This window comes from Paenibacillus sp. FSL R5-0744 (assembly GCF_037972555.1).
Lineage (GTDB): Bacteria > Bacillota > Bacilli > Paenibacillales > Paenibacillaceae > Paenibacillus_AQ.
Genome location: NZ_CP150228.1, coordinates 2,939,214 through 2,964,476 on the forward strand (window position 1 = coordinate 2,939,214; position 25,263 = coordinate 2,964,476).

Genomic DNA, 25,263 nt, shown 5'->3' on the forward strand with positions numbered 1-25,263 from the left:
ACCATGAACCCGTCAAGGCCGCGAAGCGTTTATTTAGCCTTGACGGGTGTTTCCAACCAGCAAAGCTATCCTATAGCCAAGCAAACCCTTGCTGGGCCTGCCACGCAGTGAGCGATGGGGTAAAGGAGAGAAATCCGCTACGTGTTCCCCTCAGGGGAACGGAAGGGGGAGTATTTCAAGTAATTACCGTATTCTCCGATGGCAAGTCGGCCGTCAATGTCCATCAAGTAGGACGAAATGGCCAAACCTGTCCGTGAAGGACCTTTTTAGCTAAAAAACAGAAGAAATTGGACGATTCGATTTGTTGCACGGGGAGTGGCGATGCTATTAGTAGGTAGACAAATTGCATTTTATTATTCAAAAGTAATACTGAAAATTAAAGATTAATCCTGTTAACGATGTACATTTTATGACAATTAATGTCGAATATGTACAAATCTTCGACTTGTGATATTATGGAAATAGGCTATCTGAACTAGGACGAGGTGACTGTATGAAAATTGAGTGGGCACATTATATTAATGATAATGTTGTTGAAGAAGTCTATTATGAACAACTTGACGATACCTTATACCAATCGCAGTATGCCGACCATTTATTCTGTATTACAGAGGACTGTGAAGCGGAAATAAAATTCACTGAAAGAAAAGATGGAATTAAGTTCTTTAGTACAATGAATGGACAAGGTGACAAGCATCTTTTAGATTGTCCATATTATATTGATTATGATGGTGAAGTACCAAGGAAAAAGTTAATTGGTGTTCCTGTTGATGCATCAGTTTCGGATGAGTGGATTTTAAGTACACTTCTAAATAAAAGCAGAGATCTTAAAAATAAGAATAAACCTCGACCAAAAAGAATAAAAGAACCTGGAAGTACAAGTAGAGTTGTAAATTCAGGTGAACAAGTAGTTCCTGTGCCTACGGATGGAGCTGCAACAGGAAACGATCCAATTAATTCAAATATCAGAATCGGGAGTATTAACTCTAATTTTGTTACAAAAGAATTTCTTGGACAAAGGAAGCGTGTACTTGGAACGGCATTGCATGCTGAACTTATTGAAAATAACGACGAAGACTATGGTTATATTCGACTGCAAAACGATACCCTTCAGATTAACGCTTACTTCCCACCTGCATTCTATGCGGATACACGGGTAACTACGAAAAACGCTTTAGCAGCATTTTTAAATTCAATTAATCGTTCAATAAACAGTGGAAAGAAAGTAACGATTATCTGTTTAGGCTTATTGGAAGAAAACAAAAATGGGGATGGTATAAACGTCAATATCACTCATAATAAACACGTTTTAGCAAATGAAGATCAATATTATAAAGTTGTTAGAACTGGAACGGTTTCGGATAATCCATATCCTGACTAATACTTATTATTATTGATGTGTTTAAAGGACCTTTCGGTTTCCTTACCCGAGCGCAATATTCTTTATGTTTGCTGTTGTAAGTCAAAAAGCCCCTAAGGGGCTTTTTGATCGTTAAAGCTTAATGCAATTTAATAGCTGAAAAGCATGATTTTTCAGCCAGGAATGACAATAGGAAAATCATTAAAAATGAAAGGGGATCAATATATAGTTTTGTTCTCATAAACGCGAACACAATATATTGATATTCTTTGAGTCGTGTAGTAAAATATTACTAAGTTAATTATGCATATTTTTATTTAGGGGTTTATACTTTGCCGTATCAACATGTTGTACCACACGGTGTTAAATGGGCTGTTAAAGGGGCAGGTAATGAAAAGACAACTCGTATCACTTGAGCAAAGAAAGAGGTTACCAACATTGCTCGTCAGATTACGCAAAACCAAGGTGCTGAGTTTTTTATTAATGGTGAAAATGGAAGGTACAATCGCGTGGTAGTCATGGGAATGATCCTTGTCCTCTGAAAGGTTAAGTTAAGTGATTCTCTCAGTATTTATTTACCAAATATAAATAGTTAAGGGTGTGGTCATTATTAAATTTCCGTGGAAAAAAAACTTTATGAAAGTACCTGATAGTATTTTAACAACATCTAAGGAACTCGAATCGGATCTACAGCTAGTAAGCAGCGTTAAGAAAATTTCTATAAATGAAATCCAAAGCAATTTATATAATCATGTTGGTATATCAATCTCGAATGATGAGATAGAAATAGAATCTTCAATTCTTCCGAGTCAATCTGTGGGGAGATATTCTAACTATAATATCAATGGACGAACAATAATCCGACGAGATTTGCCGAAAGTTGACAAATCTTTTTCGGTTGAAATGCCCAATTTTGGAGATTGGGGTAAAGGGTCTCATGATATGTCCTGGACACGTCCGGTATTTCAGAAAACTCATTGGTTGCCGCGTGAAATAGAGATTATAGTAGAAATGCTGGAAAAGGATGATTCCTCAATAACGATTAAGTTTAGTCTAGATCATTATATCGACAGATTAAATCCGTCCTACGAGGAAGATTTGCTTTTTCACTGTAATTTACTACAAGAAAATACTGGTGTGTGTAATATATTTGAAGCGGATGCAACTAAAGATGACTATATTAGAACTTTGCAAGTTAATTGGGAACTCTTCCCTCCAGGGGAGCAGAATATTGAGCGGAATATTGATTATTTAATTTCAAAATTTAGAAACCCGCCAACTAAAGTTCAAGATATTATTAGTGACAGAATTAAATTTTTTGAATCTCTACAACCTATTCAATATATCGTTGGTGAAAGTAATTTTAGTCAATATATTGGTGCAATGCTACAAGAAAACTTGGTTATTTTAGAGAATATTAGGTATGGAAATGCACTTTATATCTTATTTGAAGACTGGAAAGAACTAAGTAAACTAAGTAGAACAGAGCTTTTAAATAGTTCTAACAAAAACTTTGCTAGAATCACGCACAGAGGGAATTGGAAGAATAAAGTAGTTAATGCGATAAGATGAGCCACAGAACAATATTGTAAATCTAAAGGAGCCGCACTACAGGTGTGGCTTTTATTGTGCTTAGAACGGTGTCAGATGAGAATATGCTATGCACATGACGAAAGGGTAAAATAACTTTGCCTCGCTAACTTTGTAATGGGATAAGTTATATTGGAATTCAGAAATCTTTTCTGTACATTTTTGTAGTCATGAGGATGTGAATTCATACAACGCTATCCTGATTCTGTCATGTTACTATAACTATTCTCTGCTATTGTTGTAACTATTTTCTTCGACTTCTTGTTTGCAGATTGTTTGCAAAATAACCCAAAAAGAACTGAACTGGGATCTTCCTCATCACCCAGTCCAGTCCACAAAACTACTTATCCAAATCCCTCGCGGTTGTTATTTTTCCCCAGTAGCCACTGGATTCTCGCTATACGAAATCCAATCACTCCAACTACCCGCATACAACTTCACATTCCTATACCCAGCTTTTCCGAGCGCGAGCACATTCGGGCAGGCACTTACACCTGAACCGCAGTATACGATAATCTCTTGTTCAGGATCAATTCCTTCATAATGCTCTTTTACCACCTCAGTTGATTTCCAGCGTCCTTGCTCATCCAGCACTTCTTTCCAGAACTTATTGATTGCCCCAGGAATATGACCTGCCTTCGGATCAATGGGTTCTTCAAGTCCTTCATAGCGCCGGGATTCCCGTGAATCAATCAATAGTGCGCCACCGTTTTCAACCACGTTCTGCACATCTTCCATGCTAACAAGCATCTTCTTCTGAACATCTGCTTCATACTGGCTAGGAATCCTAACCGCTTGATGATCACTGACGGGGAAGGATGCTTTTTTCCAAGCAGAGTAGCCTTCATCCATTACAAACACACGTTCATGTCCCAAATATTTAAGCATCCACCACAGACGGGAAGCGTAGGCACCACCTTGATCATCATAAGCAACGACAATACTATCTCTGTTAATGCCAACCTTGCTAAGAACGGTGGTTAGCTTCGAGATCTCAGCCAGTGGGTGGCGTCCACCGTGTGCGCTTACTGGAGCGGAGAGTTGTTCTTCTAGATGAAAATAGATTGCGCCCGGAATATGATCTTCCGTATAGGCTTTACGCCCAGCTTCCGGATCTGTAAGTAAAAAACGGCAATCGACTATAACCAGTTCAGGTTCGTATAACCGAGCAAGCAGCCAACGGGTAGAAACGATTGGTTCCATAAGATACCTTCTTTCTATTAATATGTATGGAGTCATTATAGCGGAAAATAAATGAGGACGCACCTTAAGCTTATAGCTTAAACTGCGTCCTCAAGTGATTAGATCAAACGATATCCTGAAGGCAAGCTACCAGTGCGCTGTATGGTGTGAACCTGCGCCGGGGTGAGTCATGGTTGGGTTCTAGTGCTAGATTCTGAACAAAACCAAATCACTTTATATCTGTAGATAAACACAGTTTTACAAGTATTATTAGATTTTTCAGAACTATAAAACGAAGAGTAACTCAGCGCTAATAGAAGTTGCCGAAGTAAGCCAAAACTCCGGGTGTAAATTAAGGGAATTCATAAGGAAGCTGATCCACTTGGCTCAAAAAGTGTATGTATGAAAACATCAAAGAAAGCGTTGACATTTTTATTGGTGCCTTCTTATAATAGATTTGAAATCGATTACAATCGTTGCTTATTTGCTTCAACTGTATACAGGTTATAGTGAGGGAAGGAATGGAAAGGAGGTTATCTTTTTTTATTTGAAAATGAAATCGATTTCAATAAAAATAAAAGTCCAATGGAGTCATATTGCACTGGATGCCTTATTCGCTCAAACTGTTTTATATATTTTGAAAGAGGAAGGAATGAAACATAATTCTATTTTCTTTTTTTTATCTTGAAAATGAAATCGATTTCAAATATTAAGAGTCGAAAGGAGTCATCTATGCAGTCCATAAGTACATCGGTAAATAGAAAGCGGGGGTATAACAAATATTTCTCGGCGGCCATGGCACTGGTTTTGCTGTTTCCAGTCGTGTTCGGGGGAATGGCACGAGATATCGCTTACGCGCAGGAGACGCTACCGCAGACGCAGACAGACAGCAAGTGGTATCAGAACTTTGAGCATGCAGGAGAGGGGGGTACCTATGGAATTTCTGCCATTGGCACCTCTTCAACAGCGTCGGTTACAAATCGGACACCGGGAGGCGGAAGTCGGGGAAGTGTACGCCTGATCCAGACGAACGACAATAATCCAGGCGGCGGAGCCTGGAACACCGCTGTTTACGGATTCACGGTATCGCCGCAGAAGGATACAGTTACCGAAGAGACCTATTATGATGCTTCTGCCTATAACTATTTAAATTTTTACATTCTGGACGCCGATGTTCATAACCCGAATGTTGTCATCAGGGATGCAGACGGGAAAGAATGGAATGCCAATACGGACCAGGCGCTGTCCGTGAAGGATGAGTGGACGAGGCTTTCGATTCCACTCGATAAGACAAAACTCGATTTTTCGCGGATTGTCTCCATTTCGCTAGGCGAGTATTGGGGCTGGGGCAACATCTATTATTTTGACGAGCTGTACTTTGCTAAATCTGCTACCGCTCCGCCGCCCGCTTATCCGGATGATGGCGTGGAGCCATCGGCGCCTGTCATGTACCAGAGCTTCGAACAACCCGGCAGTGATGGCAGCTATGGCTTGGCAGGTCAGGGAACCGCGACGGTCGCCCAGCGTGTCACTGCTGCTGCTGCTTATTCCTCAAGCTCCGGCAGTCTTAAAATGATGCAGAACACCTATATGGACGGGGAAGGGAAGGAACGGAACGAAGCCTGGAACACCGGCGTTTATGGAGTCGGAATTAAACCTGAAGGCGGCTTGACCGTATCCGGTGCGACGTATATGGATGCTTCTCCCTTCAGTTATCTGTTGTTCTACGTCAAGGATACGACAGCGGCAGCCGGATCCAGTATTCATGTTGTATTCAAGGATGCCGAAGGCGGGGTCTGGGATACGGAAACAAACGCAGCGGTCAAGACGGAGTCGAAGCAATGGGTGAAAATGACCGTAAAGTTGGACAAATCGAAAATTGATTTGTCCAGACTGGAGCAGATTGAGCTCGGAACGTACTGGGGTTACGGTAATGTGTACTACTACGATGATCTTTATCTGGCCCAGAACGAAACAGATCCTTCGCCTGCCTTTAAGCCGGAGCGCACAGCCTTGTTCAATGATTTCGAGAGCAGAACCGGCTACTCTGCTGGCAGTGCCACCACCGCCGAAGCCTCAGGTGAAATAGCCAACGCAGCGGGCATAGCCGGTGTCATGGTCACAACGAGCAAAAATGACTGGCCTTATACGGCCGGAAGTTATTTGAGCGTACAGCCTAAAGAAGGCGGTACGTTCGATGCGTCGGCTTATTCATATCTTGCTTTCTATCTGAAGGACACCCAGGGAAGTAATGGAGTGGAATTCCGGATCAAGGATGCCAACGGGGGCGTTTGGGATACGTGGGGAACCTCCAGCTCGACCAAGAATAAATGGGTCAAAATGCAGCTTTCGCTGAAAGGAGCCTCGAAGATTGATCTGACAAAGATCGTATCGGTCGAAGTCGGCTTTTACAATGCCGGAGTATATTATCTCGATGATATGTATTTTGCCATGGCCGAAGACGATGTGCTGGCAGGCTTCATCAGCGGAACTCAGAATATCGGAGCGGTCTGGTATCAGAGTTTCGAGACGAGAGGGCAGGACGGACGGTACGGGATTACGGCCGGTACCGGGGTGAATACTGCGCTCAGCATGGAGAAGTCGGCGAGTGCATACAACTCAGCCAGCATTCGGGCTGTGCTGTCCCAGGATTCGTCCAACCCTGCCATGAATGGTATAGCCGTCAGGCCGCAGGCGCTCGAAGAGTCTCCGGACAAGAACCTGCCATACGACTATCAGCCGGAGTTCGACGCCACTAATTTCAGCCATCTGATCTTTTATGTGTGGGATGAGCATGGCGGTCAGACGCTGTCCGTACAGTTGAAGGATGCTGGCGGCAAAACGGTAGACTGGCGGACGGGAGAGACGACAGCAGACGGCTGGAATCGGATCGTTATACCTTTGGACAAGGGCGCGAATTTCCAATTTGCACGCCTTAGTGCAGTGACGGTGACACCGGTGAAAGCGGGGACCTATTATTTGGATGAATTTTATTTCAGTAAAAACGAAAGCGCAGGCTTCCCGAATGCCGGCTTTACGCAATTGGTACTGAAGGATGTGAACGGCGAAGCGATGCCCTATTCTAGCAATCTGCCGCTGGGTTCTTTCGAGAAGCAGCAGGACAGAACGTATCTCTCTTTAAACGGGGACTGGAAAAAAGAAAGAACCACCCTGGATTCCAAGCTGTCAGCAGCACCCCGGGATAGCGCCAGAACTGCCGGTCTTGAGGAAGAGGCGGGCGGCAGAAAGGAGATTGGTTACAACGACTCTAGCTGGACCGGCAAGACGCTGCCTCTCCCGGAGGATGAGGGTGTGGTTTACGAATCACTAAGTGGTCCGGAAAACAAGAGTGACAAATCGGGTTATCAGGGAGGTGTATGGTACCGCAAACATTTTGAGGTGAGTAGCTCTCTTAAGGGGCAGCCAGCACAGCTTACTTTCCTTGGCGTCAACTATTTTGCGGATGTGTGGATCAATGGACAATATGCGGGCGGGCATCAGGGTGGCTACACGCCATTCGCATTGGACGTTTCCGGTTTATTGAACTACGGCGGCGACAATGTAATCGCTGTGCGGGTCGACAATCCGAAATGGGACACGTTCAATAACGGGGAAATACTGCCGTACGCGACGTCTGACTGGTTCAACTACACAGGGATTCTGCGGGACGCCTATATTGAATTTATGCCGGAAACCTATGTGGTGCGCAGTGATGTGCGTACGCTGGATACGGATGGACAACTGTCGGTCCGCACCTTTCTGAATCATACGGGAAATACGTTGAAGCAGGTTCAGCTGTCCTATACAGTCTATGAAGCGGAGATTGGAGAGGGTAACCAGCTCAGCGAATATGCGCAGGACCTGACGGGTGCGGAAGCTGTCGCGGCACAAGGAAGCATATTTACGGTTCCGGTCAACGGGCAGGCGGTACAAACAATCGAGGTGAAAGTACCTGAGCCGAAGCTGTGGAGTCCGTCTGAACCGAATCTGTATATTTTAAAGGTAGAGCAGAAGACCGGTGGAGCAGTAACGGACACCTTCTATACCCAGTTCGGTATCCGTACATTGGAAGCAGAAGGTGTACAGCTTAAGCTGAACGGAGAGTTGGCACCTTTCCTCACCGGGGTCGGTTATACGGAGGACAGTAGTGACAAAGGACCTTCGCTGGATAATGCTACCCGGTACAGCGACCTGCTGAAGATCAGGGAGGAGCTGAAAGCCAATTTCGTCCGAACTGGGCATTTTCCGCACAGCCTGCCAACCTATCAGTATGCCGACCGGATCGGCCTGGCCATCTGGCAGGAAATTCCGGCCTATTGGTTCAGTGGAGAAGCCTTCGACCTGCAGCGGCAGCGGGGCCAGGCCAAGCAAATGATGGAGGAAATGATCTTCAGTAATTATAACCGTCCTTCCGTCTGGTTTGACGGAGTCAGCAATGAGTCAGGCGGGCAACTGGAGCGTGTCAACTTTATCCAAGAGCTGCGCGACGCTGCACATGCTATCGACGGAACAAGACTGGTTGGCCAGTCGGCTGTGGCGAATCCGTACAAAGGCGTGAGCGACCATTCGCATTCCCCGGCGGATATCATCGGAATGACTATGTATTTCGGCGCCTTCTACGGTGCGAATACTGACTTGGAGACACAGGAGGAAATTGAGGCCATACATGCGCTGCATCCGGGTAAGCCGATTATCGCCACAGAGTACGGCTATTGGTCGGGTGACGAAACCGCCTCGGACACAAGGCAGACGACGCTGTTCACTGGCACCTTCAATGCCTTTGCCCGCACAGCTACCCGGGCGGAGGACGGAACACCGAACCCAGACGGACTATTGAGCGGCGCGGCCTGGTGGACCGCATATAACTGGTATACCAATATTACGGGCCTGCAGACGATGGGTCTGTATCATATGGACCGGACAACGCCGAAGCAGGTGAAAGATATTCTGGCGGATCGGTATAACAGGTATAACCGGATTTCGGCTGGAACGCAGCCGAAGCCGGCTGGGATTTCGACTTGGTTCCAGAGCTTTGAGTCGGGCAGGGGTTATTTATCTTCATCCGCTCAGCTGCAGCTGGAATCAGCAGCAGACAGCGCGGCAGGCAACGGCACGAAGAGTCTCAAGATCACAGCCGGTTCCGGAGCGGACGGGACTTATGTCTCATTTGTTCCGCAGGGCGGCGCGATCAACAGCGATCTGACAGGCTACAATTACCTGAACTTCTACGCCAAGGACAGCGTGGGGGACAGACCTCTTTCCATTACGCTCGTGGATGCCGAGGGGCGTTCCTGGACAACGGAGACGGAAGGGAAGACGGTGAAAGATGCATGGACGCGGCTGAGTGTTCCGCTTCTGAAGGCGCAGGGCGTTCCACTGTCCGGCCGGAAGTTGAATACGCTGGCGATTACCCAGATCAGGATCGGAATGAACGCTTCTGAGCAGCTATGGGTCGACAACTTTTTCGCAGCAACCTACAAGACCGGTGCGGAGCCCGCTTCGTATCCTATAGGTTCCAGTGGCTGGTTCCAGTCTTTTGAGGAGACAGATGTGCAGGTCGGCCAGGGTGTGAATGCCACCGCGATGGTGGACCGGACATTCGGGGTCAATCCTGGAGGAACGGGAAGTGTGAAGCTGGAAGTCACTGGAGACGGCGGCTCACCGGGAGCGGATAAGCAATCTGTCATCATTAAGCCCCAGGGCGACGCAGCTTCCATAGATGCTTCCGGCTTCAATTATCTGGCCTTCTATGTTAAGGATATGCAGGGGTCGAATACCGTCCACGTTACCTTTGTGGATACAGACGGCACGGTCTCCGTGAATAACTGGACCGATGTCGGTTCAGTCAAGGGGCAGTGGACGAAAGTGTTTCTTCCGCTGATGAAGACCTCTGCAGATATCAGTAGTCTGAAGGAAATCCGGTTGTCGGAGTGGAATCCCGGCACTTATTATTTTGACGATCTGTACTTCGCCGAATATCCGTCGGATGAAATTCCCGCCACGTATACGGAAAAAATTCCGGAGAAGAACCGTCCGGAAGGTCAACTCAAGGTGGCGGCGGTCGGCGATAGCATCACAGCGGGTGCTGGGCTGAAATATGCCGGGGTAACGAGTTATCCGGCACAGCTCCAGTCGCTGCTCGGGAGCAACTTTGTAGTCAAGAACTTCGGTGTCAGCGGCCGCACGCTGCTAAAGGACGGCGACGATCCATACTGGAACGAATCAGCATTTGCGGCCAGCCAGACTTATGCTCCAGACGTCGTGGTTATCCAGCTTGGTACCAATGACACGAAATCCTGGAACTGGAAGGAGGGGCAGAACCAGTTTCTGAGCAATTATAAAGAGCTGATTCAATTGTATCAGGCACTGCCAAGTCATCCGAAGGTCTTTGTCAATCTGCCACCGGCAGTGTTCAACGATGATCCGAACCAGGCTTATGGCATTGTCAACTCCGTCCTGCAAAACGGGGTCATTCCTCTGATCCGGCAGGCGGCTGAAGCGACAGGCGCAACCCTGATCGACGTGAACGCGGCCACAGCCGGAAGCCGCAGCGACTTCCCGGATAAGATTCATCCGAATCCGAAGGGAGCCTGGACTTTAGCCGATACAGTGGCCAAAGCCATTAGGGGTACACTTTACAGCATTGGGGATACGGAGATTACCACCTGGAAAGACGGCAAGGCCGGCGCGTATTCTATTATGTACGATGATGGTATCTACAACTCCGTTTTACGGTTTGCCGGATTGCATGAAAAATACAGCCTGAAGGGAACGTTGGCGCTCATCAGCGGCTGGATCGACGATGGTTATAATGACACTGGCGCTTCCACGGGCACGTGGGATCAGTGGAAAGGACTGCTGGATAAAGGGATTTTCGATGTAGCGAGCCATACGGTTACTCACCGGAATCTGACCACGCTCAGCGCGTCCAATGTGTCCTCCGAGTTCAAGGATTCTGTCGCCCGGATCAAGGAGAAGACCGGTTACTCACCGGAATCGCTGGCGCTCCCGTACAATACGGGCAATGCGGCGGTTGCGGCAGAAGCAGCCAAGTATTTCGTTGCTGCTCGTCAGGGAGGCAACAATGCCGGCAACGCCAGCAGTACAGAGCAGTATTACAATCTGAGCAGCACAATGGTTGAAAGCACGACAACGACCGTCCAACTGGATGAGTGGGCCGACTTTGGCATCGCCAAGGGCAACTGGCTGATTCTGACCGGCCATGGAAATGATGGTGAAGGCTGGTCTTCACCTCCGCTCAGCCTGTATGACAATCATTACGGATATGTAGCCCAGCGTATAGATGCTCTTTGGAACGGTACCATTGCCGAGGTGGGCAAATATTTGCGTGAAAGACAGAACGCCACAGTTCAGGCTACGAAAGCCGCTTCCGGTGCAATTGAGGTTAAGCTGGAGGGCACACTGGACCCAGCAGTTTATAATGAGCCGTTGACACTGAGAACGAAGGTTCCGGCAGAATGGAGTGAGGTTACTCTCACACGGGGAGCCACTTCTTATAACTTGAAGCCGGTCCGTGAGGGTGAAGGTGCATTCGTCTATTACGAAGCCGTACCTGGAACGCAACTGCTGGTTATCAGTAAGAAGGGAACTTCTGTTACCAGCCCTGATACCGGAACCGGTACACCGGCCTCTTCCGTCTTTGCAGACGCAACAGACGGTGCAAAATCTGTTCTTGCTCCCGGTACAGCTGAGCTTACGAAGGCGCTCGCCGCCGCTCCGGCGGATATCAATGGAGTGCGGACGCTTACGTTTAAGGCCGGATCAGCTGCGGGTAAGACAACATTCGAATTGCAGCTGCCTGCCTCATATATGGCTTCGATGAAGCAGGTGCGGATCCAATTTATTACTCCTGCAGGTAGCCTGCTACTTCCGGGCGATATGTTTGCGGGCATGGCTAAAGAAGCAAAGCAGATTGCTGTGTCCGTTAAACTCGCGGATCTGTCCGGTGCGGATGAGGACGTCAAGCAGGCTGCGGGCAGCCGTCCGGCTGTCGAACTGGGCGCTACCGTGGATGGAAATCCTGTCAACTGGCAGAACAATCTAGCGACGGTTACGTTCCGCACGCCTTACCAGCTTTCCTCCGCTGAAGCACTCAACCCGTCTCAGCTGACGTTCTGGCAGATCGGTAAAGACGGAAAGGGACAGCCGGTAGTCAGCGGACGATATGACAGCGTAGGTGGTGAGATGCTATTCACCACACATCACTTCAGCCGTTATGTAGTTGTCTCTGTAGCCAAGAATTTCGGCGATCTGGGCCGCTACGGCTGGGCGCAGGCAGCGGTGGAAGCTCTTGCCTCTAAGGGCGCAATCCAGGGAGTCTCGCAACATTCGTATTCGCCTGTGCAAACTATTACCCGCGCGGATGCGGTGGTCATGATTATGCGGCTGTTTGATCTGCAGGCGCAAGCCACCCATTCCTTTACGGATATAGCGCAGGCTGATTATTACTATGAAGATGTGAATGCTGCACGGACGCTGGGCATTGTGCGCGGTTCGGGTAGTGGTGAGTTCCGGCCGGAGCAGCCGGTAACCCGTCAGGAAATGATGTTGATGCTGGACAGTGCCATGCTTGCGGCAGGCAAGGAACGCCCTGTGGTCAGAGGGGAGGCATTGGCGGAATTCAGGGATGCTTCGCAGGTATCCTCTTATGCCAGGGAAAGTGTGGCCCGTGCGGTTTCATCCGGTTTGTTCCAGGGCTATAACGGTTACTTGCAGCCCGTTTCGCCGATCACCAGGGCGGAAGCTGCTGTTACACTTTACCGGTTGTACGGAATAATGTACTAGTTGAATTGGCGGGGCGTTTCGGTGAACGTTTTTGCCGGAGCCGGCTCGATTATCAAACGAAAGGAAGAGCAGAGATCAGGCATAGCTTAGGCGGTGCCTGATTTGCTTTGCCTGAAACCTTAAAGAAATGTAGGCTAGCAATGTTTGTTGAGGAAATAAGTGGATCTGAGGCAGAGGTCGAAAGGATGTTGAAATCGATTTCATTGATAGTTATAATGGATTTATTAACCCTCGAAAGTATGTGATCTGATGAAGAATAGTAAAATTATCGATGTTGCCCGGATTGCCAATGTCTCACCCGCGACGGTATCACGCGTATTGAATGACAGTCCGCTTGTAACTAAGGAAACGCAAAGTAAGGTATTGAAGGCCATTCAGGAATTGAACTATACACCGAACGCCATGGGCAAGCAACTCCGATCCAGGAAGACCATGACTCTGGGTGTCGTCGTACTCGATATTGGGATATCCTATCATGCCGAGATTATCAAGGGAATTGAACAAAGGGCGAACGCAATGAATTACAAAATTCTCATCTGCAACTCGCAAAATGAGAAGGAGAAGGAACTGGAGTATTTGTCGCTGCTTCAGAACCGGACAGTAGACGGCATTATCCTGGTGGCGCCGATGCTGAGCGACGAAGAGATCGCGGCCTTCGCTGGTGAAGGGTACACGATTGGAGTTATCGGACGCCGGCTTGGACATCCTAATATTCCCTGCGCCACTACGGATAACTGGAAAATCGGCCGTGATGTTGTCACTCATCTGGCGGCGAACGGGCACCGGAAGATTGCTTTTTTGAACGGCTACGAGGAGGCGCTTGACAGCATCGAGCGGCTGCAAGGGTTCAAGGAGGGACTGGCTGCGGCGGGACTTCCTTTTCTGTCAACTCTGGTTGAGAAAGGAGAATTCTCCGAAGAAGGAGGATATGCAGCTTTCTGTCGGTTATGGGAAGAAAGCGGCGATTTTACAGCGGTTTTTGCCGCCAATGACGAGATGGCATTAGGTGTGTACAAAGCCTGCTCTGAGTATGGCATTGCGATTCCAGACCGCATGGCGGTGGTGGGTGTCGACAATATCCGGATTACAAACTATGTATCGCCTAAGATCAGCTCAGTCGAACAGCCGCTGTACGAGTTGGGGGCCCTGCTGGCGGACAAGGTTATCGATCAGATCAACGGCAATCTCCAACAGGGTCAAAGTAATTTTATGATCGATTCTAGGCTGATTGTCAAAGGTTCTTCGCAAAAAGGAGCTGATTTGAAATGAATGCCCACCTACGGGGCTGGAATGACACTATCCTTTGGTGGGGGAATCATGCATGAAAATGCCGCATAGAAAGGCAGAACGCTACTTCGGGAAGTTTTTTTCCGTAATGGTAGTCACGATTTTTCTGACAATTTCCATCCTGTCCATCATCCTTTATATGAACTTTGAGAAAATTGCGCTCCGCCAATCCTATGATCAGACGATGGATAGTCTGGCGCAGACGACTCAGGAAGCCTCCGTGATGGCTGTGACCGCCGCCACGTTCGCCAAGCAGATTTACAGCGATCAGAATGTCGCCAATCTGCTTAATTTTCCCGACGTCAGTGCGCTGGACATCGCCGTTTCCATCCGGCAGCTGACCAATTACCGTGAAACCTCGCCATTTATCGAGTCTATCTATGTTTATAATGCCGAGGCACGCACCTTCTATGTCACTTCTGATATGAATGTACCTTCTGTGTTCAGCGAGCCGGAATTTTACGATCAGGAGCTGCGCAACATGCTCCAACATGTAAACGATTACAACACGCTAATGCCGATTCCTCGCAAGTTGAGGATCGATGGGCTCGTCGGAAATATCGCTGAGCGGGAACGCGATACGTATACTTTTTTGCTATATGACACGCTCAGCAAGAAGTCGCGGAAGAATGCGGTCGTCGTCAACATCAAGGAGACGCAGCTGCATAAGCATATCGACGGTTCTTTGACGAATGATCCGACGAATACCTTTCTGATCGACGAAAACGGCACACTTGTCACGAACAGCTGGAAGACGCCGATGCTGAGTAGCCTTAAGGGCACGACGTATATAGACCGGATATTGCGAGATCCAGAGGGTTCCGGGTATTTTGCCGCTGAGGTCGATCATGTTAAATCTCTGATCACCTACAGCAGGTCTGACTATCTAGGCTGGAGGTATATACGCATTGTGCCTTATTCAGTAATCAGCCAGAATATCGACAGTATGCGTATCAAGACAATGATCGTTGCCGGAGGCATCCTGCTCGCCGGACTTGTGCTGTCTTCTCTGCTGTCCCGTCGGATTTTTAGCGGGCTGAACCACAAGCTCTCCCGGTTAGGTAAGCTGGAGACAGAGCAGCGGGAGAGTGTCCAGGCCATGCGCATGGATTATCTCCGCAGCCTGTTGAAGGGATATACACAGATGAACGCCCGGCATGCATCCGACCGATTTGAACGATACAACATTCCGCTGGATCCTTTACAGCCTGTCCGTGTCCTGCTGATCATGGTAGACGATCACCTGCTATTCGTGAACCGATACAAAGCGGAGGACCGCAAGCTGCTGATCTACGGAGTGCTCAACATTGTCCAAGAGCTGTTCGCCGCAGCTGGCATTCCCGCCACCGCGGCGGATATCGGGGATGAACAGGCGGCGGTGCTTCTTCAGATGTCCGGCGATGCTGAAGGTGACCGGGAGCGGTGCAAGGAGTCTGCTTCCTGGATTCAGACGGCAGTCAGCGAATATTTAAAGCTGTCAGTCACTGTTTCCTCGAGCCTGAGTGGCCCGAGTATTGAAGCGGTGCACGCCTTGTATCAGCAGGCGGTGGAAGCCTCATACAGCTGGGTGTTCAGCGGAGCCGGCAGCCATATCGAAGCCGAGGAAGTGGAACAGAACAAGACCAAACGTTATGAATATCCACTGCATAAAGAGAAGCAGATGATTGATGAGCTAATGCTGGGGCGGATAGCTGATGTAAGGCAACTGTTCCGCGAGATCATTGTAGATACAGCTGCTTATACCTATATTTCCTACCAGTTTGCTGTTTCACATCTGACCTTTGCGCTGCAGAACGCGCTGCGGATTATCCGGTCACATTCACTGTCAAACGAGGACTGGGAGTTCATTAATCTGCAGCTGTATATGCCGCACTCCCGGACTGAGACGATGGAGCAGTTCATTGAACGTTGTATGTCCCTATTTGATCAGTTGGAGAATCAGATGAATGAACGGAAGAAGAGCCGGCAGGATGAATTACCGTGCCGGATCAAAAAAATTCTCGATGAACGTTATGCCGATCCGAATCTGTCTCTGGACATGCTGGCAGAGGAGCTTGGCATGTCCGCCACCTATATCGGGCGCGTGTTCAAACAGCATACGCTGCAGACGATACTAGGTTATATCCAGGAAATGCGGATGAGCAGAGTGCGCGAGCTGCTGCTGCATACGGATGCTCCCGTCGGAGAAATCGCAGAACGCGCCGGCTTCTCGAACAGCCCGTACTTTTTCAAAGCGTTCAAGAAGTACAACGGTGTAACGCCTGCGGAATACCGCAGGACGGGCCGGGGGCGAACAGATGATAATGGCGAAGAAGCAGGCATTGCAGCAGATTAGAAGAGAAGGCGACCCATGGCGATAAAATCGCGCAGGATCGCCTTTTTTAACGTACAGAGGTAGCAAATAAGCAGTCAGTTCGGAAAAAATTAGTCTGATTTTTAAGCAAAAAGTGAGTCATATCGCATATGGTAAGTTGCCCGGAAAGAGGCTGTCTCCTAGTATTGACCTTGAGCCGGAAGTACCGGCGGAATATTCCAAATAGAAGGAGAAGGAGGCTGATTCGATGTCCGGAAAGGGCGGGATCATCCGGGAACTGCGTCAGAGCAAGACGCTACTGCTGATGATTGCACCAACAATTGTCTTTTTCATTGTGTTTAGTTACATCCCGATGATTGGCGTGTATTACGCCTTTACGAAGTTTGATTTTGACGGGGGGCTGTTTGGAAGCCAGTTTGTCGGGATGGAGAATTTCAATTTCCTGTTTAAGACAGGAGTACTGTGGAATCTGACCAAGAATACCGTACTGTATAATCTGGCGTTCATTTTACTGGGCAATATCATGCAGATTATTTGTGCCGTATTCCTTGCTCAGCTATCCGGCAAGCTGTTTAAGAAGACGGCCCAATCGCTGATGTTTCTTCCCTATTTTCTGTCCTGGGTGCTGGTAGGCGCGTTCGTCTACAACCTGTTCTCTGACCTCGGGGTAGTCAACAGCGTACTTAAGCAGATTGGACTTCATCCCTATGATTTTTACCTACATACGGCGCCTTGGAAGTTCATTATTGTGTTCTTTAATATCTGGAAAGGGCTCGGCTACGGCACCGTCATTTATTTGGCAGCCATTATGGCGATCAGCGATGAATATTACGAGGCGGCGAAAATCGACGGGGCGACTATTTTTCAGCAAATCCGCAATATCACCCTGCCGCTACTGAAACCTACCTTCATCCTGCTGATTCTGTTCAGCCTAGGCACCATTATGAAGGGACAATTCGATCTGTTCTATCAGATTATCGGCAGCAACGGTATGCTGTATGATGCCACAGACATTATCGACACGTATGTGTTTCGTTCCCTGACGGTCAATTTTGACATCGGGATGGGTACGGCAGCCGGCCTGTATCAATCCTTTTTCGGCTTCGCCTTGATCATGATCGTCAATTTCATCATCCGTAAGACGAACAAGGACTACTCCTTGTTTTAGAAAGGAGGTATACGCTTGAGTACTCAAGTCAATCAACTGGCCAAAGCCGATGCCTTCAAGGGCAGCCGGATCAAGCAGGATAAGGAAACCATCGTTTTTAATATCATCGGCTACACACTGTTGACATTCGTTTCCCTGATCTGTCTCATCCCCTTCTGGCTGATCGTTGCCGGTTCTTTTACCGATGAGCTGGAGATTATCTCAAAAGGCTTTCAATTATTCCCGAACACGGTCTCGTTCGAGGCTTATAAGTCCGTATTCAGTACGCCGGAGCAAATTTACCGGGCATACGGTGTAACGATCGGTGTGACGATCGCCGGCTCGCTGCTGGGCATTTTCCTGACCTCGATGGCCGGATATGTCCTCTCCCGCAAGGATTTCGCCATGCGCAACGGCATTTCGTTCTTTATTTACTTCACGACTTTGTTCAGCGGCGGCCTAATTCCCTGGTATATTCTCATGACCAAAAATTTGGGACTCAAAGATAGCTATTGGGCGCTGATTCTGCCTCCTCTGCTGAGTGCCTGGAACATTATCCTGATGCGCAGCTTCATGAAGTCGATCCCTGAATCCATTGTAGAGTCCGCCAAAATTGATGGCGCCGGTGATTTCAAGATCTACCAGAGGCTGATTCTGCCGCTGTCGACGCCTGGACTCGCCACAATCGGGCTGTTTCTCGCACTCGGCTACTGGAACGACTGGTTCAATGCCAATATGTTCATTACATCGGATAGTAAATATCCGCTGCAATTCCTGCTCTATAAAATCCTGTCCAGCGCAGCGGTGCTGCAGACGAACAACGGGGCCTACCTGGCCGCTAATGTCGTGCCTCCGACGGAAACACTCAAAATGGCCGTTGCTGTGGTGGCGACAGGGCCAATTATCCTACTGTATCCTTTCGTCCAACGCTACTTCGTGAAAGGGCTTACTGTTGGAGCGGTCAAAGGTTAGAACCGGCTTGCCGGCTAACATAGTATTTTTTTATAAGTAATAAAGGGCAAGGTCAGACAGTCGAAGCATTTAGCACATTAATTGAGGAGGAATGAAGTTGGGAAAAATCAAAAAAAGATGGACACTGCTCGTCTCGCTCTCCATGTTGGCATCGTTGCTGGCAGGCTGCGGCGGATCGAATAACGGTGCGTCGGAAAAGAACAATCCGGCTACGTCCGGAGGTAATGCCAGTCCAGCGGCAAGTGAGGCCACATCGTCGAAGGAACCGCTCAAAAAGGTAAAGCTGACTTGGTATCTGGTCGGCGATACGCATAAGGATATGGACAAGGTGTTAGCCGAATGGAACAAAATGCTGGAGAAAGACCTGAACACTACGGTCGATCTCAAGTTTACCACATGGAACGACTGGCAGACTAAATATAATCTGCTGCTAACCTCCGGTGAGAAGATCGACATGATCTTCGCATCCAGCTGGGCAGATTTCTACAAGCTGTCCAAGCAGGGTGCGTTCCTGGATCTGACGAATCTGCTCCCTGAATATGCACCGGAAACCTGGGGCAATGTGCCGAAGGATGACTGGGGCTCCGTCACGGTCGGCGGCGGTATTTACGCGGTGCCGAATACGGTTCCGGAATACACTCCAGCCGGCTACGTCTACCGGGAGGACTGGCGCAAGGAATTGGGCCTGCCGGAGTTCACCGACCTGAATTCGATTGAGGCTTACATGGATGCCGTGAAGACGAAGAAGCATGTTACCCCGATCAATGGCTTGGTCTATGATAACGTGAAATTCCTATCCCAATACTGGAATGATTTCCAGATGATTGGCGGAAGTGAGGTGATCGCGGCCACTTCTTACGATACTCCGCGGGACATTCAAATCGTACCGTTTACTGACAAGTACGAAGCTTGGGTCAAGAAGATGAAGGAGTGGGCAGACAAGGGCTACTGGAACAAAAACTCGCTGTCCTCGAAGCAAGAAGCCGGCGATTTCATCAAGACCGGACAAGGAGCGATCTACTGGCGCAACCCGTCCAGCGCCGGAGGTTTTATTAATGAGGTGAAGTCCAAAAAACTGAATATGGAAATCAGCTACTTCCCATTCACCCGGTTCCACAATTATGTACTTCCGACGCTGCCAAGCTCGAACGCGATGGCTGTTCCGAAGAGCTCGGAGAATCCGGAGCGCACGCTGATGGTGCTCGATAAGCTTCGCAACGATCCTGTTTACTTTGATCTGATGACCTATGGGGTCGAAGGCAAGCACTGGGCCAAGGGCAAGGACGCCAAAACGATTGTCATTCCGGCACCGGGTGTCGATCTCAATGTGACGCCGCGTTTCGATATCGCAAGCTGGGGCTGGCGCTATGAGCCCAACATGCTGAAAGAAGAAGGAGGCTGGGATGGCCTCGATAAGCTGAAGGAGGAATTCAAGCCGATCAGCAAACCGGATATTTTCGGACCGATTTATATGGATTATGATCCGGTTAAAACCGAGCTTGCAGCGGTCAACCAAGTGTTTGAGCAATATGGCAAGCCGCTGATGCTCGGGCTGATACCTGATGTGGACGCTGCACTCAAGACCTACCGCGACAAGCTGAAAAGTGCCGGTATCGAAAAACTCCTGACTTATGTGAAGGAACAATCGAATCAGTTTTTTGACGAAAAAGGAATTAAATAGAACTTGAAATTATGAGGAACAGCGGCGGAGGCAATTTCGCTGCTGTTCCAGTTCCTATTCAGAAAAGAAAGGGGAATGTGGCAAAGCAGCAGATTACGGGATCTGCTCTGGACCGAGTCGAAGTCCGGCGAGGCGCGGTAAAAATCGCCAGCAGCGGAGGTATGGAGAGCGTGACCCCTATCGTCTTCCGCAAGCCGGATGGCGGGTACATGGCGGTAGTGGTCAACTGTACTGACCACCGTGATCAGGACTTCCGACTGCTCTACGAAGGCTGGCAATTCACGTCTCTGCCAGCGGGGATAGCCGGGACCTATTGCTGGGTGGCTGCACTGGACTAATCCCACGTTGTCGTCACATTTGCTATTAACACTATAAGGGCATTTTGAGAAGTTCATATTATTCAGGGAGAGTGAACTGTTATGGCAATCAAAAAAATGCTGACTCTGGCAACTGTTCTGGCCATTAGCGTGCCCATGGGGGCGGTGTCCGCACCGCAACAGGCGCAGGCTGCAGGGGAAACCGTACAGGTATGGCTGTCCAACCCCAACACAAATACTTGGTTGGCAAGACAATCGGATGTCAAGTTCTCTGCGTCCAGCGCAGTTGCAGACTATACGATTACTGTCAATGAAGGAAGCACCTATCAGACGATGGACGGTTTTGGAGCTTCACTCACAGATTCATCCAGCTGGCTGCTGCAAAACAAACTGTCTACAGCCAAAAGAACTGAGGTCATGAATCAGCTGTTCAGCGCCAGCGGCATCAACATTAGCGCCCTCCGCCAGCCGATCGGCGCGAGTGACTTCAACTGGGAGATGTGGACCTATGATGATACAAGCGGGAACAGTGATGATATGAACCTGAGCGCTTTCTCGCTCTGGCGGGAAGATGCCTATATCCGCCCTATGCTTAATCAGGCCTACAACGTTAATCCGGGCCGGATTAAGCTGTTCGCCGCCCCGTGGAGTCCGCCAGCCTGGATGAAGACGCAAAAAAGCCTCTACGGCGACACGGGCGGCACACTGCGTACCGATAGCTATGATGCCTATGCCAATTATCTGGTGAAATATCTGCAGCAGTATACCGCACTTGGAACACCGGTCTATGCCCTCTCCCTGCAGAATGAACCGAAATTTGCCCCACACTATCCCGGATTGCAAATGACTGCCAGTGAACAAATCAATCTGATCAATGTGCTGGGTCCGAAGCTGGCGCAGAACGGACTTAACACTCAAATTATGGCCTATGACCACAACTATGACGATATCAGCTATGCCTCGTCGGTGCTGGGATCCAGCGCATCTGCCTATACGCAGGGCAGTGCTTTTCATTATTATTCGGCCCTCAGCCATTCCAATCTGACTACGCTGCATAACGAGTATCCGGCCAAACGGATCTGGTTCACGGAAGGCGGCAGCGGAACGTGGATTGGCGGAGGCACGAACATGGGAATGTTCCAGGATCTGATGATGCATACGATTCGATTTCCCAGAAATTGGGCGAAGTCCTATATCATGTGGAATGTTGCGCTGGATCAAAATGGCGGCCCCGCGCTCGCCGGAATTGATGCTGCCAACCGCGGCTTGCTGACCATCCGCTCTGACACTATGGACTCAGTGACCTACAACCCGCAGTTTTACGGTCTGGGGCACAGCAGCAAATTTGTCGACCTGAATGCGTCCCGCATTGATTCGAACACGTTTCAGGACAGCATGGAGGACGTAGCCTATAAAAATCCGGACGGCACCATTGCTCTTGTGCTGTCCAACCGGCTCTCCAGCGCTAAGACCGTCAAGATTCAGTGGAATTCGCAGTCATTCACGTACATGGTTCCTGCCGGAGGCGCGATCACGTTCAAATGGTCGTCCACCTCGGCACCGGTGACCGGCGGCACCTATAAGATCTTGAGCAAAGCAAGTGAAATGGCTCTGGATGTGACTGACGTTTCTACGGCGGATGGAGCGCTTGTCCAGCAATGGGAGTATACAGGCGGAAATAACCAGCGATGGACGATCCGCGATGCAGGAAGTGGGTATGTCAACATCGTTAACGCAGCCAGCGGCAAAGCCCTGGATGTGATAAACGGCTCCACCACGGACGGTGCGGGCGTTCAGCAGTGGGCGCTTACCGGTACGGGAGGAAATAATCAGCAGTGGAAGCTTGAAGCTGCAGGTGGGGGCTATTATAAGATTGTGAATAAGAATAGCGGCAAAGTGCTGGATATTCCAGGCACTTCAACCATGAACGGTACCAAAATCCAGCAGTGGTCTTATACCGGAGCGGACAATCAGTTATTCTTCTTTGTAGCACCGTAAGGTTTGATTTGAATGTCATAAAGCCCGACAAGCGCGGGCTTTTTGGTGTGTAAGAAGACTGGATATTCAGTTTAAGACTGCCATCCGCAGACTTGAGCTCATCAGGATTTCCGGCTGCTTTGCGAAGGATGGCTTGGCCTTTTTCTATCCCTATGTTTGTAGCATCAGTTACATGAGAATGATTTCTCTGGCATCTTACTGTAGACTTTTACATTCTGATCTTATAATAACTCTACCTCAATTGTGGCATTTATGTATATTACCCTTTAGGGGATTAATCTATTAAAAGGAGTAACCTGGGCTCTTGCTCCAGATTACTCCTTTCTTGTTGAATGGAAATGTTAGATCAGGCGATATCCCGCAGGCAAAGTGCCGCTGCTGCGGATATTGCGAATCTGTTCGAGAGTTAATCTTTGATTAGTTGAAATAATCGATTCCACATCATTACCGGAAATGAAATCGTCCAAATCACGGATGCTGCGGTTTCCACGGAGTACTCGGAAGTTCCCTCTAAACCTAGTTCTTGTGAACAGTACCAGTGTTGCGTTGCTGCTGGTAGAGAAGAAACGAAGACTCTCAATACCATCGAGGATGTTGTCCGTATTACGAATGCCAAGGTTGCCGGTAAAGATTCTACTGCTACCCCTAAAATTTTCTTCATTGAATACAGTCAAACGTGGGTTAGTCTGTGATACATGAACCTCTTTTTTCATTTGTCATTCCTCCTTTGTAATCTAATCTATGTTCATTTCAATTTTTGGTTTGGCAGATAGTCTAATAGAAAGCCCTTATTTTGCGTAATCCATAATTTCGGGCTTTACATCAACAATATATTAGTGTACTATTCAACTATAACACCGACACATTAAAACAAACTCATCAATAATACAAAAGATGGCAGGGAGGATTACCATGAAGCAGGGAAGTGATGAACGCATGCAGGATTCAATCGTGCTGCAAATGAATGGGGTAAGCAAGATCATTAAAGGGAAATCCATTGTGGATAAGCTGACATTTGATATCCGTAAGGGAGAAATTGTTGGGCTATTGGGACCCAATGGTGCAGGGAAGACAACAACGATCCGGATGATGACGGGTCTTATACGGATGAGTGAAGGCGATGTGATCGTTCAAGGTCACAGTATTAAGAGTGATTTTAATAAAGCTATTGGACATATTGGAGCGATTATTGAAAATCCAGAGTTCTATCCGTATATGACAGGGCTTGATAATTTAAAGCAATACCAGAGAATGACAGATAATATTGAGGCTGGCAGAATTGATGAGGTTGTTGAATTGGTAGGACTTCAGGAAGCGATGAATAAGAAAGTGAAGGCCTATTCGCTGGGTATGCGTCAACGTCTTGGGATTGCTCAGGCATTACTGAACCGACCAAAGTTATTGATTCTAGATGAACCTACGAACGGCCTTGACCCAGCAGGAATACGAGAAATGCGTGATTATATGCGTAGGATTGCTGAGGTTGAAGGGATTTCTATTCTAATATCCAGTCACTTACTAACTGAAATTGAACAAATTTGTCACCGGGCCATCGTGATTCAGAACGGCAAATTAGTGACCGTTACAGCGATTGGTGGGGAGCAGGAGACAGCTTCAGATGTGAAACTAACCATTCGTGTAGGCTCAGTAGAATCAGCAATTAACATCTTGGAAGGGCTAGAATACGCAGAGTTATTGTCTATGGATAGTGCTCGTTCTGAGGTGACGATAAATCTGCATGACAGTAAAGTGCCGGAACTAGTGTCGACTTTTAGTAATAAAGGGGTAGGTATTTACCGGATTGCAGAGAATAAACAAAGCTTAGAGGAAGATTTCTTGAAATGGACAGGAGGGAACCGAATTGCGTAGCTTTAATAATTTGGTTGTTAATGAATGGCTCAAGCTCTCGAAGAAACGTACGTTTTTTGTACCTTACCTGATATTAATTCTATTATCCTTGCTATTAGGTTATATTGTTCATTCTGTCTCACCTGATATGTTTGGATCAGCTTATGACTTTTCAGCAATGATGCTGCTTTCACAAGGGATTGGGCAAGTGATTACCATTCTCGCAATCATCGGAACAGCGGGTATTGTCTCAAAAGAATATAGTCAGGGCACCATCAAATTCCTTCTAATCCGTGCGAGAAGTCGTACAGCAATACTTGCGTCCAAATATGCTGTTGTGTTGATTTACGCGTTCTCAGTGGCAGTTGTCGGCATGTTGGCGGTTTTTTCATCAGGAGCTTTATGGTTTGGTTTGAGTGGTGGTGAGGCTGGTATTCGTGAGATGTTAACCAGTATAATGTATAACTCAGTTAGTACAGTTGTATATACAACACTTGCTTTTATGATCGGGATTTTGACAACATCTACAGGTGTTACAATTGGTGCTACAATGTTTATGCTGATGATAGACAAATTGGTTATTTTTCGTGAATTTTATAAATATGTATTATTCCCCAACCTAAATTTAGCTGCTTATGAAGGTGGAGGAGCACCTATGCCTGGAATGACGCTGACCTTTTCCATAGTAATGCTAGTTTTATACACAGCTGTCTTTCTACTCATAGGCTTCTCCGTCTTTAGACGAAGGGATGTTGCTTAATC

The 25,263-nt window shown here is 48.0% G+C and carries 16 protein-coding genes; 13 read left to right on the plus strand and 3 right to left on the minus strand.

The features are described 5' to 3' along the window. Nucleotides 1–493: 493 nt before the first annotated feature. Nucleotides 494–1,381: a hypothetical protein gene (locus tag MKY19_RS12800; protein ID WP_339803299.1), complete on the plus strand. Its 888-nt coding sequence runs from the start codon at nucleotides 494–496 to the stop codon at nucleotides 1,379–1,381. 615 nt (nucleotides 1,382–1,996) lie between these two features. Further along, nucleotides 1,997–2,932, plus strand: a complete 936-nt coding sequence (locus tag MKY19_RS12805; protein ID WP_339803302.1) for a hypothetical protein — start codon at nucleotides 1,997–1,999, stop codon at nucleotides 2,930–2,932. A 384-nt stretch (nucleotides 2,933–3,316) separates the two neighbouring features. Here MKY19_RS12805 and MKY19_RS12810 read toward each other — a convergent pair whose 3' ends face one another. After that, nucleotides 3,317–4,153 (minus strand): sulfurtransferase, encoded by an 837-nt coding sequence (locus tag MKY19_RS12810; RefSeq protein WP_339803305.1) that lies wholly within the window; start codon nucleotides 4,151–4,153, stop codon nucleotides 3,317–3,319. 532 nt (nucleotides 4,154–4,685) lie between these two features. On the opposite strand from MKY19_RS12810, the gene MKY19_RS12815 reads away from it, so the two are divergent. The 3 genes from MKY19_RS12815 to MKY19_RS12825 all read left to right on the plus strand — a co-directional run bounded on the left by MKY19_RS12815 (nucleotide 4,686) and on the right by MKY19_RS12825 (nucleotide 14,206). Next, nucleotides 4,686–4,820, plus strand: a complete 135-nt coding sequence (locus MKY19_RS12815; protein WP_339803307.1) for a hypothetical protein — start codon at nucleotides 4,686–4,688, stop codon at nucleotides 4,818–4,820. Between the two features lie 107 nt (nucleotides 4,821–4,927). Beyond that, nucleotides 4,928–12,937, plus strand: coding sequence for an S-layer homology domain-containing protein (locus MKY19_RS12820; protein ID WP_339803310.1), 8,010 nt, complete (start codon nucleotides 4,928–4,930; stop codon nucleotides 12,935–12,937). Between the two features lie 249 nt (nucleotides 12,938–13,186). Further along, nucleotides 13,187–14,206, plus strand: coding sequence for a LacI family DNA-binding transcriptional regulator (locus MKY19_RS12825; RefSeq protein ID WP_339803313.1), 1,020 nt, complete (start codon nucleotides 13,187–13,189; stop codon nucleotides 14,204–14,206). Between the two features lie 46 nt (nucleotides 14,207–14,252). Here the strand turns inward: MKY19_RS12825 and MKY19_RS12830 are convergent, their stop codons facing one another. Beyond that, the gene (locus tag MKY19_RS12830) at nucleotides 14,253–14,717 is read right to left on the minus strand and encodes a hypothetical protein (protein ID WP_339803316.1); all 465 of its coding nucleotides are present in this window, start codon (nucleotides 14,715–14,717) and stop codon (nucleotides 14,253–14,255) included. Between MKY19_RS12830 and MKY19_RS12835 the strand changes: the two genes are divergently transcribed. The 6 genes from MKY19_RS12835 to MKY19_RS12860 all read left to right on the plus strand — a co-directional run bounded on the left by MKY19_RS12835 (nucleotide 14,706) and on the right by MKY19_RS12860 (nucleotide 22,653). Continuing rightward, a complete protein-coding gene (locus MKY19_RS12835) occupies nucleotides 14,706–16,559 on the plus strand; it encodes a helix-turn-helix domain-containing protein (protein WP_339803319.1) in 1,854 nt (617 codons plus the stop codon). The two genes, MKY19_RS12830 and MKY19_RS12835, sit on opposite strands and share 12 nt — an antisense overlap. A 226-nt stretch (nucleotides 16,560–16,785) precedes the next feature. Further along, nucleotides 16,786–17,706 carry an ABC transporter permease subunit gene (locus tag MKY19_RS12840; RefSeq protein ID WP_339270871.1) on the plus strand — a complete coding sequence of 307 codons (921 nt, stop codon included), beginning with the start codon at nucleotides 16,786–16,788 and terminating at the stop codon, nucleotides 17,704–17,706. Nucleotides 17,707–17,721: 15 nt separating this feature from the next. Beyond that, nucleotides 17,722–18,657, plus strand: a complete 936-nt coding sequence (locus tag MKY19_RS12845) for a carbohydrate ABC transporter permease (protein ID WP_339270873.1) — start codon at nucleotides 17,722–17,724, stop codon at nucleotides 18,655–18,657. A gap of 91 nt (nucleotides 18,658–18,748) precedes the next feature. After that, nucleotides 18,749–20,338: an extracellular solute-binding protein gene (locus MKY19_RS12850; protein ID WP_339270875.1), complete on the plus strand. Its 1,590-nt coding sequence runs from the start codon at nucleotides 18,749–18,751 to the stop codon at nucleotides 20,336–20,338. An 11-nt stretch (nucleotides 20,339–20,349) separates the two neighbouring features. After that, nucleotides 20,350–20,676 (plus strand): hypothetical protein, encoded by a 327-nt coding sequence (locus MKY19_RS12855; protein ID WP_339803321.1) that lies wholly within the window; start codon nucleotides 20,350–20,352, stop codon nucleotides 20,674–20,676. Nucleotides 20,677–20,757: 81 nt separating this feature from the next. Next, a complete protein-coding gene (locus MKY19_RS12860) occupies nucleotides 20,758–22,653 on the plus strand; it encodes an RICIN domain-containing protein (RefSeq protein WP_339803324.1) in 1,896 nt (631 codons plus the stop codon). 341 nt (nucleotides 22,654–22,994) lie between these two features. On the opposite strand, the gene MKY19_RS12865 is transcribed toward MKY19_RS12860, so the two are convergent. Next, nucleotides 22,995–23,366: a hypothetical protein gene (locus MKY19_RS12865; RefSeq protein WP_042187664.1), complete on the minus strand. Its 372-nt coding sequence runs from the start codon at nucleotides 23,364–23,366 to the stop codon at nucleotides 22,995–22,997. Between the two features lie 199 nt (nucleotides 23,367–23,565). On the opposite strand from MKY19_RS12865, the gene MKY19_RS12870 reads away from it, so the two are divergent. After that, nucleotides 23,566–24,522, plus strand: a complete 957-nt coding sequence (locus MKY19_RS12870; protein ID WP_339270878.1) for an ABC transporter ATP-binding protein — start codon at nucleotides 23,566–23,568, stop codon at nucleotides 24,520–24,522. Continuing rightward, complete coding sequence (locus MKY19_RS12875) at nucleotides 24,515–25,261, plus strand: ABC transporter permease (RefSeq protein WP_339803328.1); 747 nt, start codon at nucleotides 24,515–24,517, stop codon at nucleotides 25,259–25,261. The genes MKY19_RS12870 and MKY19_RS12875 overlap by 8 nt, the downstream gene beginning before the upstream one ends. Nucleotides 25,262–25,263: the final 2 nt, after the last annotated feature.

Excerpts from the sequence above, each read along its gene's own strand:
- MKY19_RS12800 (WP_339803299.1), top strand. The coding sequence starts at position 494 with ATGAAAATTGAGTGGGCACATTATATTAATGATAATGTTGTTGAAGAA.
- MKY19_RS12805 (WP_339803302.1), top strand. The coding sequence starts at position 1,997 with ATGAAAGTACCTGATAGTATTTTAACAACATCTAAGGAACTCGAATCG.
- MKY19_RS12810 (WP_339803305.1), bottom strand. The coding sequence starts at position 4,153 with ATGGAACCAATCGTTTCTACCCGTTGGCTGCTTGCTCGGTTATACGAA.
- MKY19_RS12815 (WP_339803307.1), top strand. The coding sequence starts at position 4,686 with ATGAAATCGATTTCAATAAAAATAAAAGTCCAATGGAGTCATATTGCA.
- MKY19_RS12820 (WP_339803310.1), top strand. The coding sequence starts at position 4,928 with ATGGCACTGGTTTTGCTGTTTCCAGTCGTGTTCGGGGGAATGGCACGA.
- MKY19_RS12825 (WP_339803313.1), top strand. The coding sequence starts at position 13,187 with ATGAAGAATAGTAAAATTATCGATGTTGCCCGGATTGCCAATGTCTCA.
- MKY19_RS12835 (WP_339803319.1), top strand. The coding sequence starts at position 14,706 with ATGCTCCAACATGTAAACGATTACAACACGCTAATGCCGATTCCTCGC.
- MKY19_RS12830 (WP_339803316.1), bottom strand. The coding sequence starts at position 14,717 with ATGTTGGAGCATGTTGCGCAGCTCCTGATCGTAAAATTCCGGCTCGCT.
- MKY19_RS12840 (WP_339270871.1), top strand. The coding sequence starts at position 16,786 with ATGTCCGGAAAGGGCGGGATCATCCGGGAACTGCGTCAGAGCAAGACG.
- MKY19_RS12850 (WP_339270875.1), top strand. The coding sequence starts at position 18,749 with ATGAAGTTGGGAAAAATCAAAAAAAGATGGACACTGCTCGTCTCGCTC.
- MKY19_RS12855 (WP_339803321.1), top strand. The coding sequence starts at position 20,350 with ATGAGGAACAGCGGCGGAGGCAATTTCGCTGCTGTTCCAGTTCCTATT.
- MKY19_RS12860 (WP_339803324.1), top strand. The coding sequence starts at position 20,758 with ATGGCAATCAAAAAAATGCTGACTCTGGCAACTGTTCTGGCCATTAGC.
- MKY19_RS12865 (WP_042187664.1), bottom strand. The coding sequence starts at position 23,366 with ATGAAAAAAGAGGTTCATGTATCACAGACTAACCCACGTTTGACTGTA.
- MKY19_RS12870 (WP_339270878.1), top strand. The coding sequence starts at position 23,566 with ATGAAGCAGGGAAGTGATGAACGCATGCAGGATTCAATCGTGCTGCAA.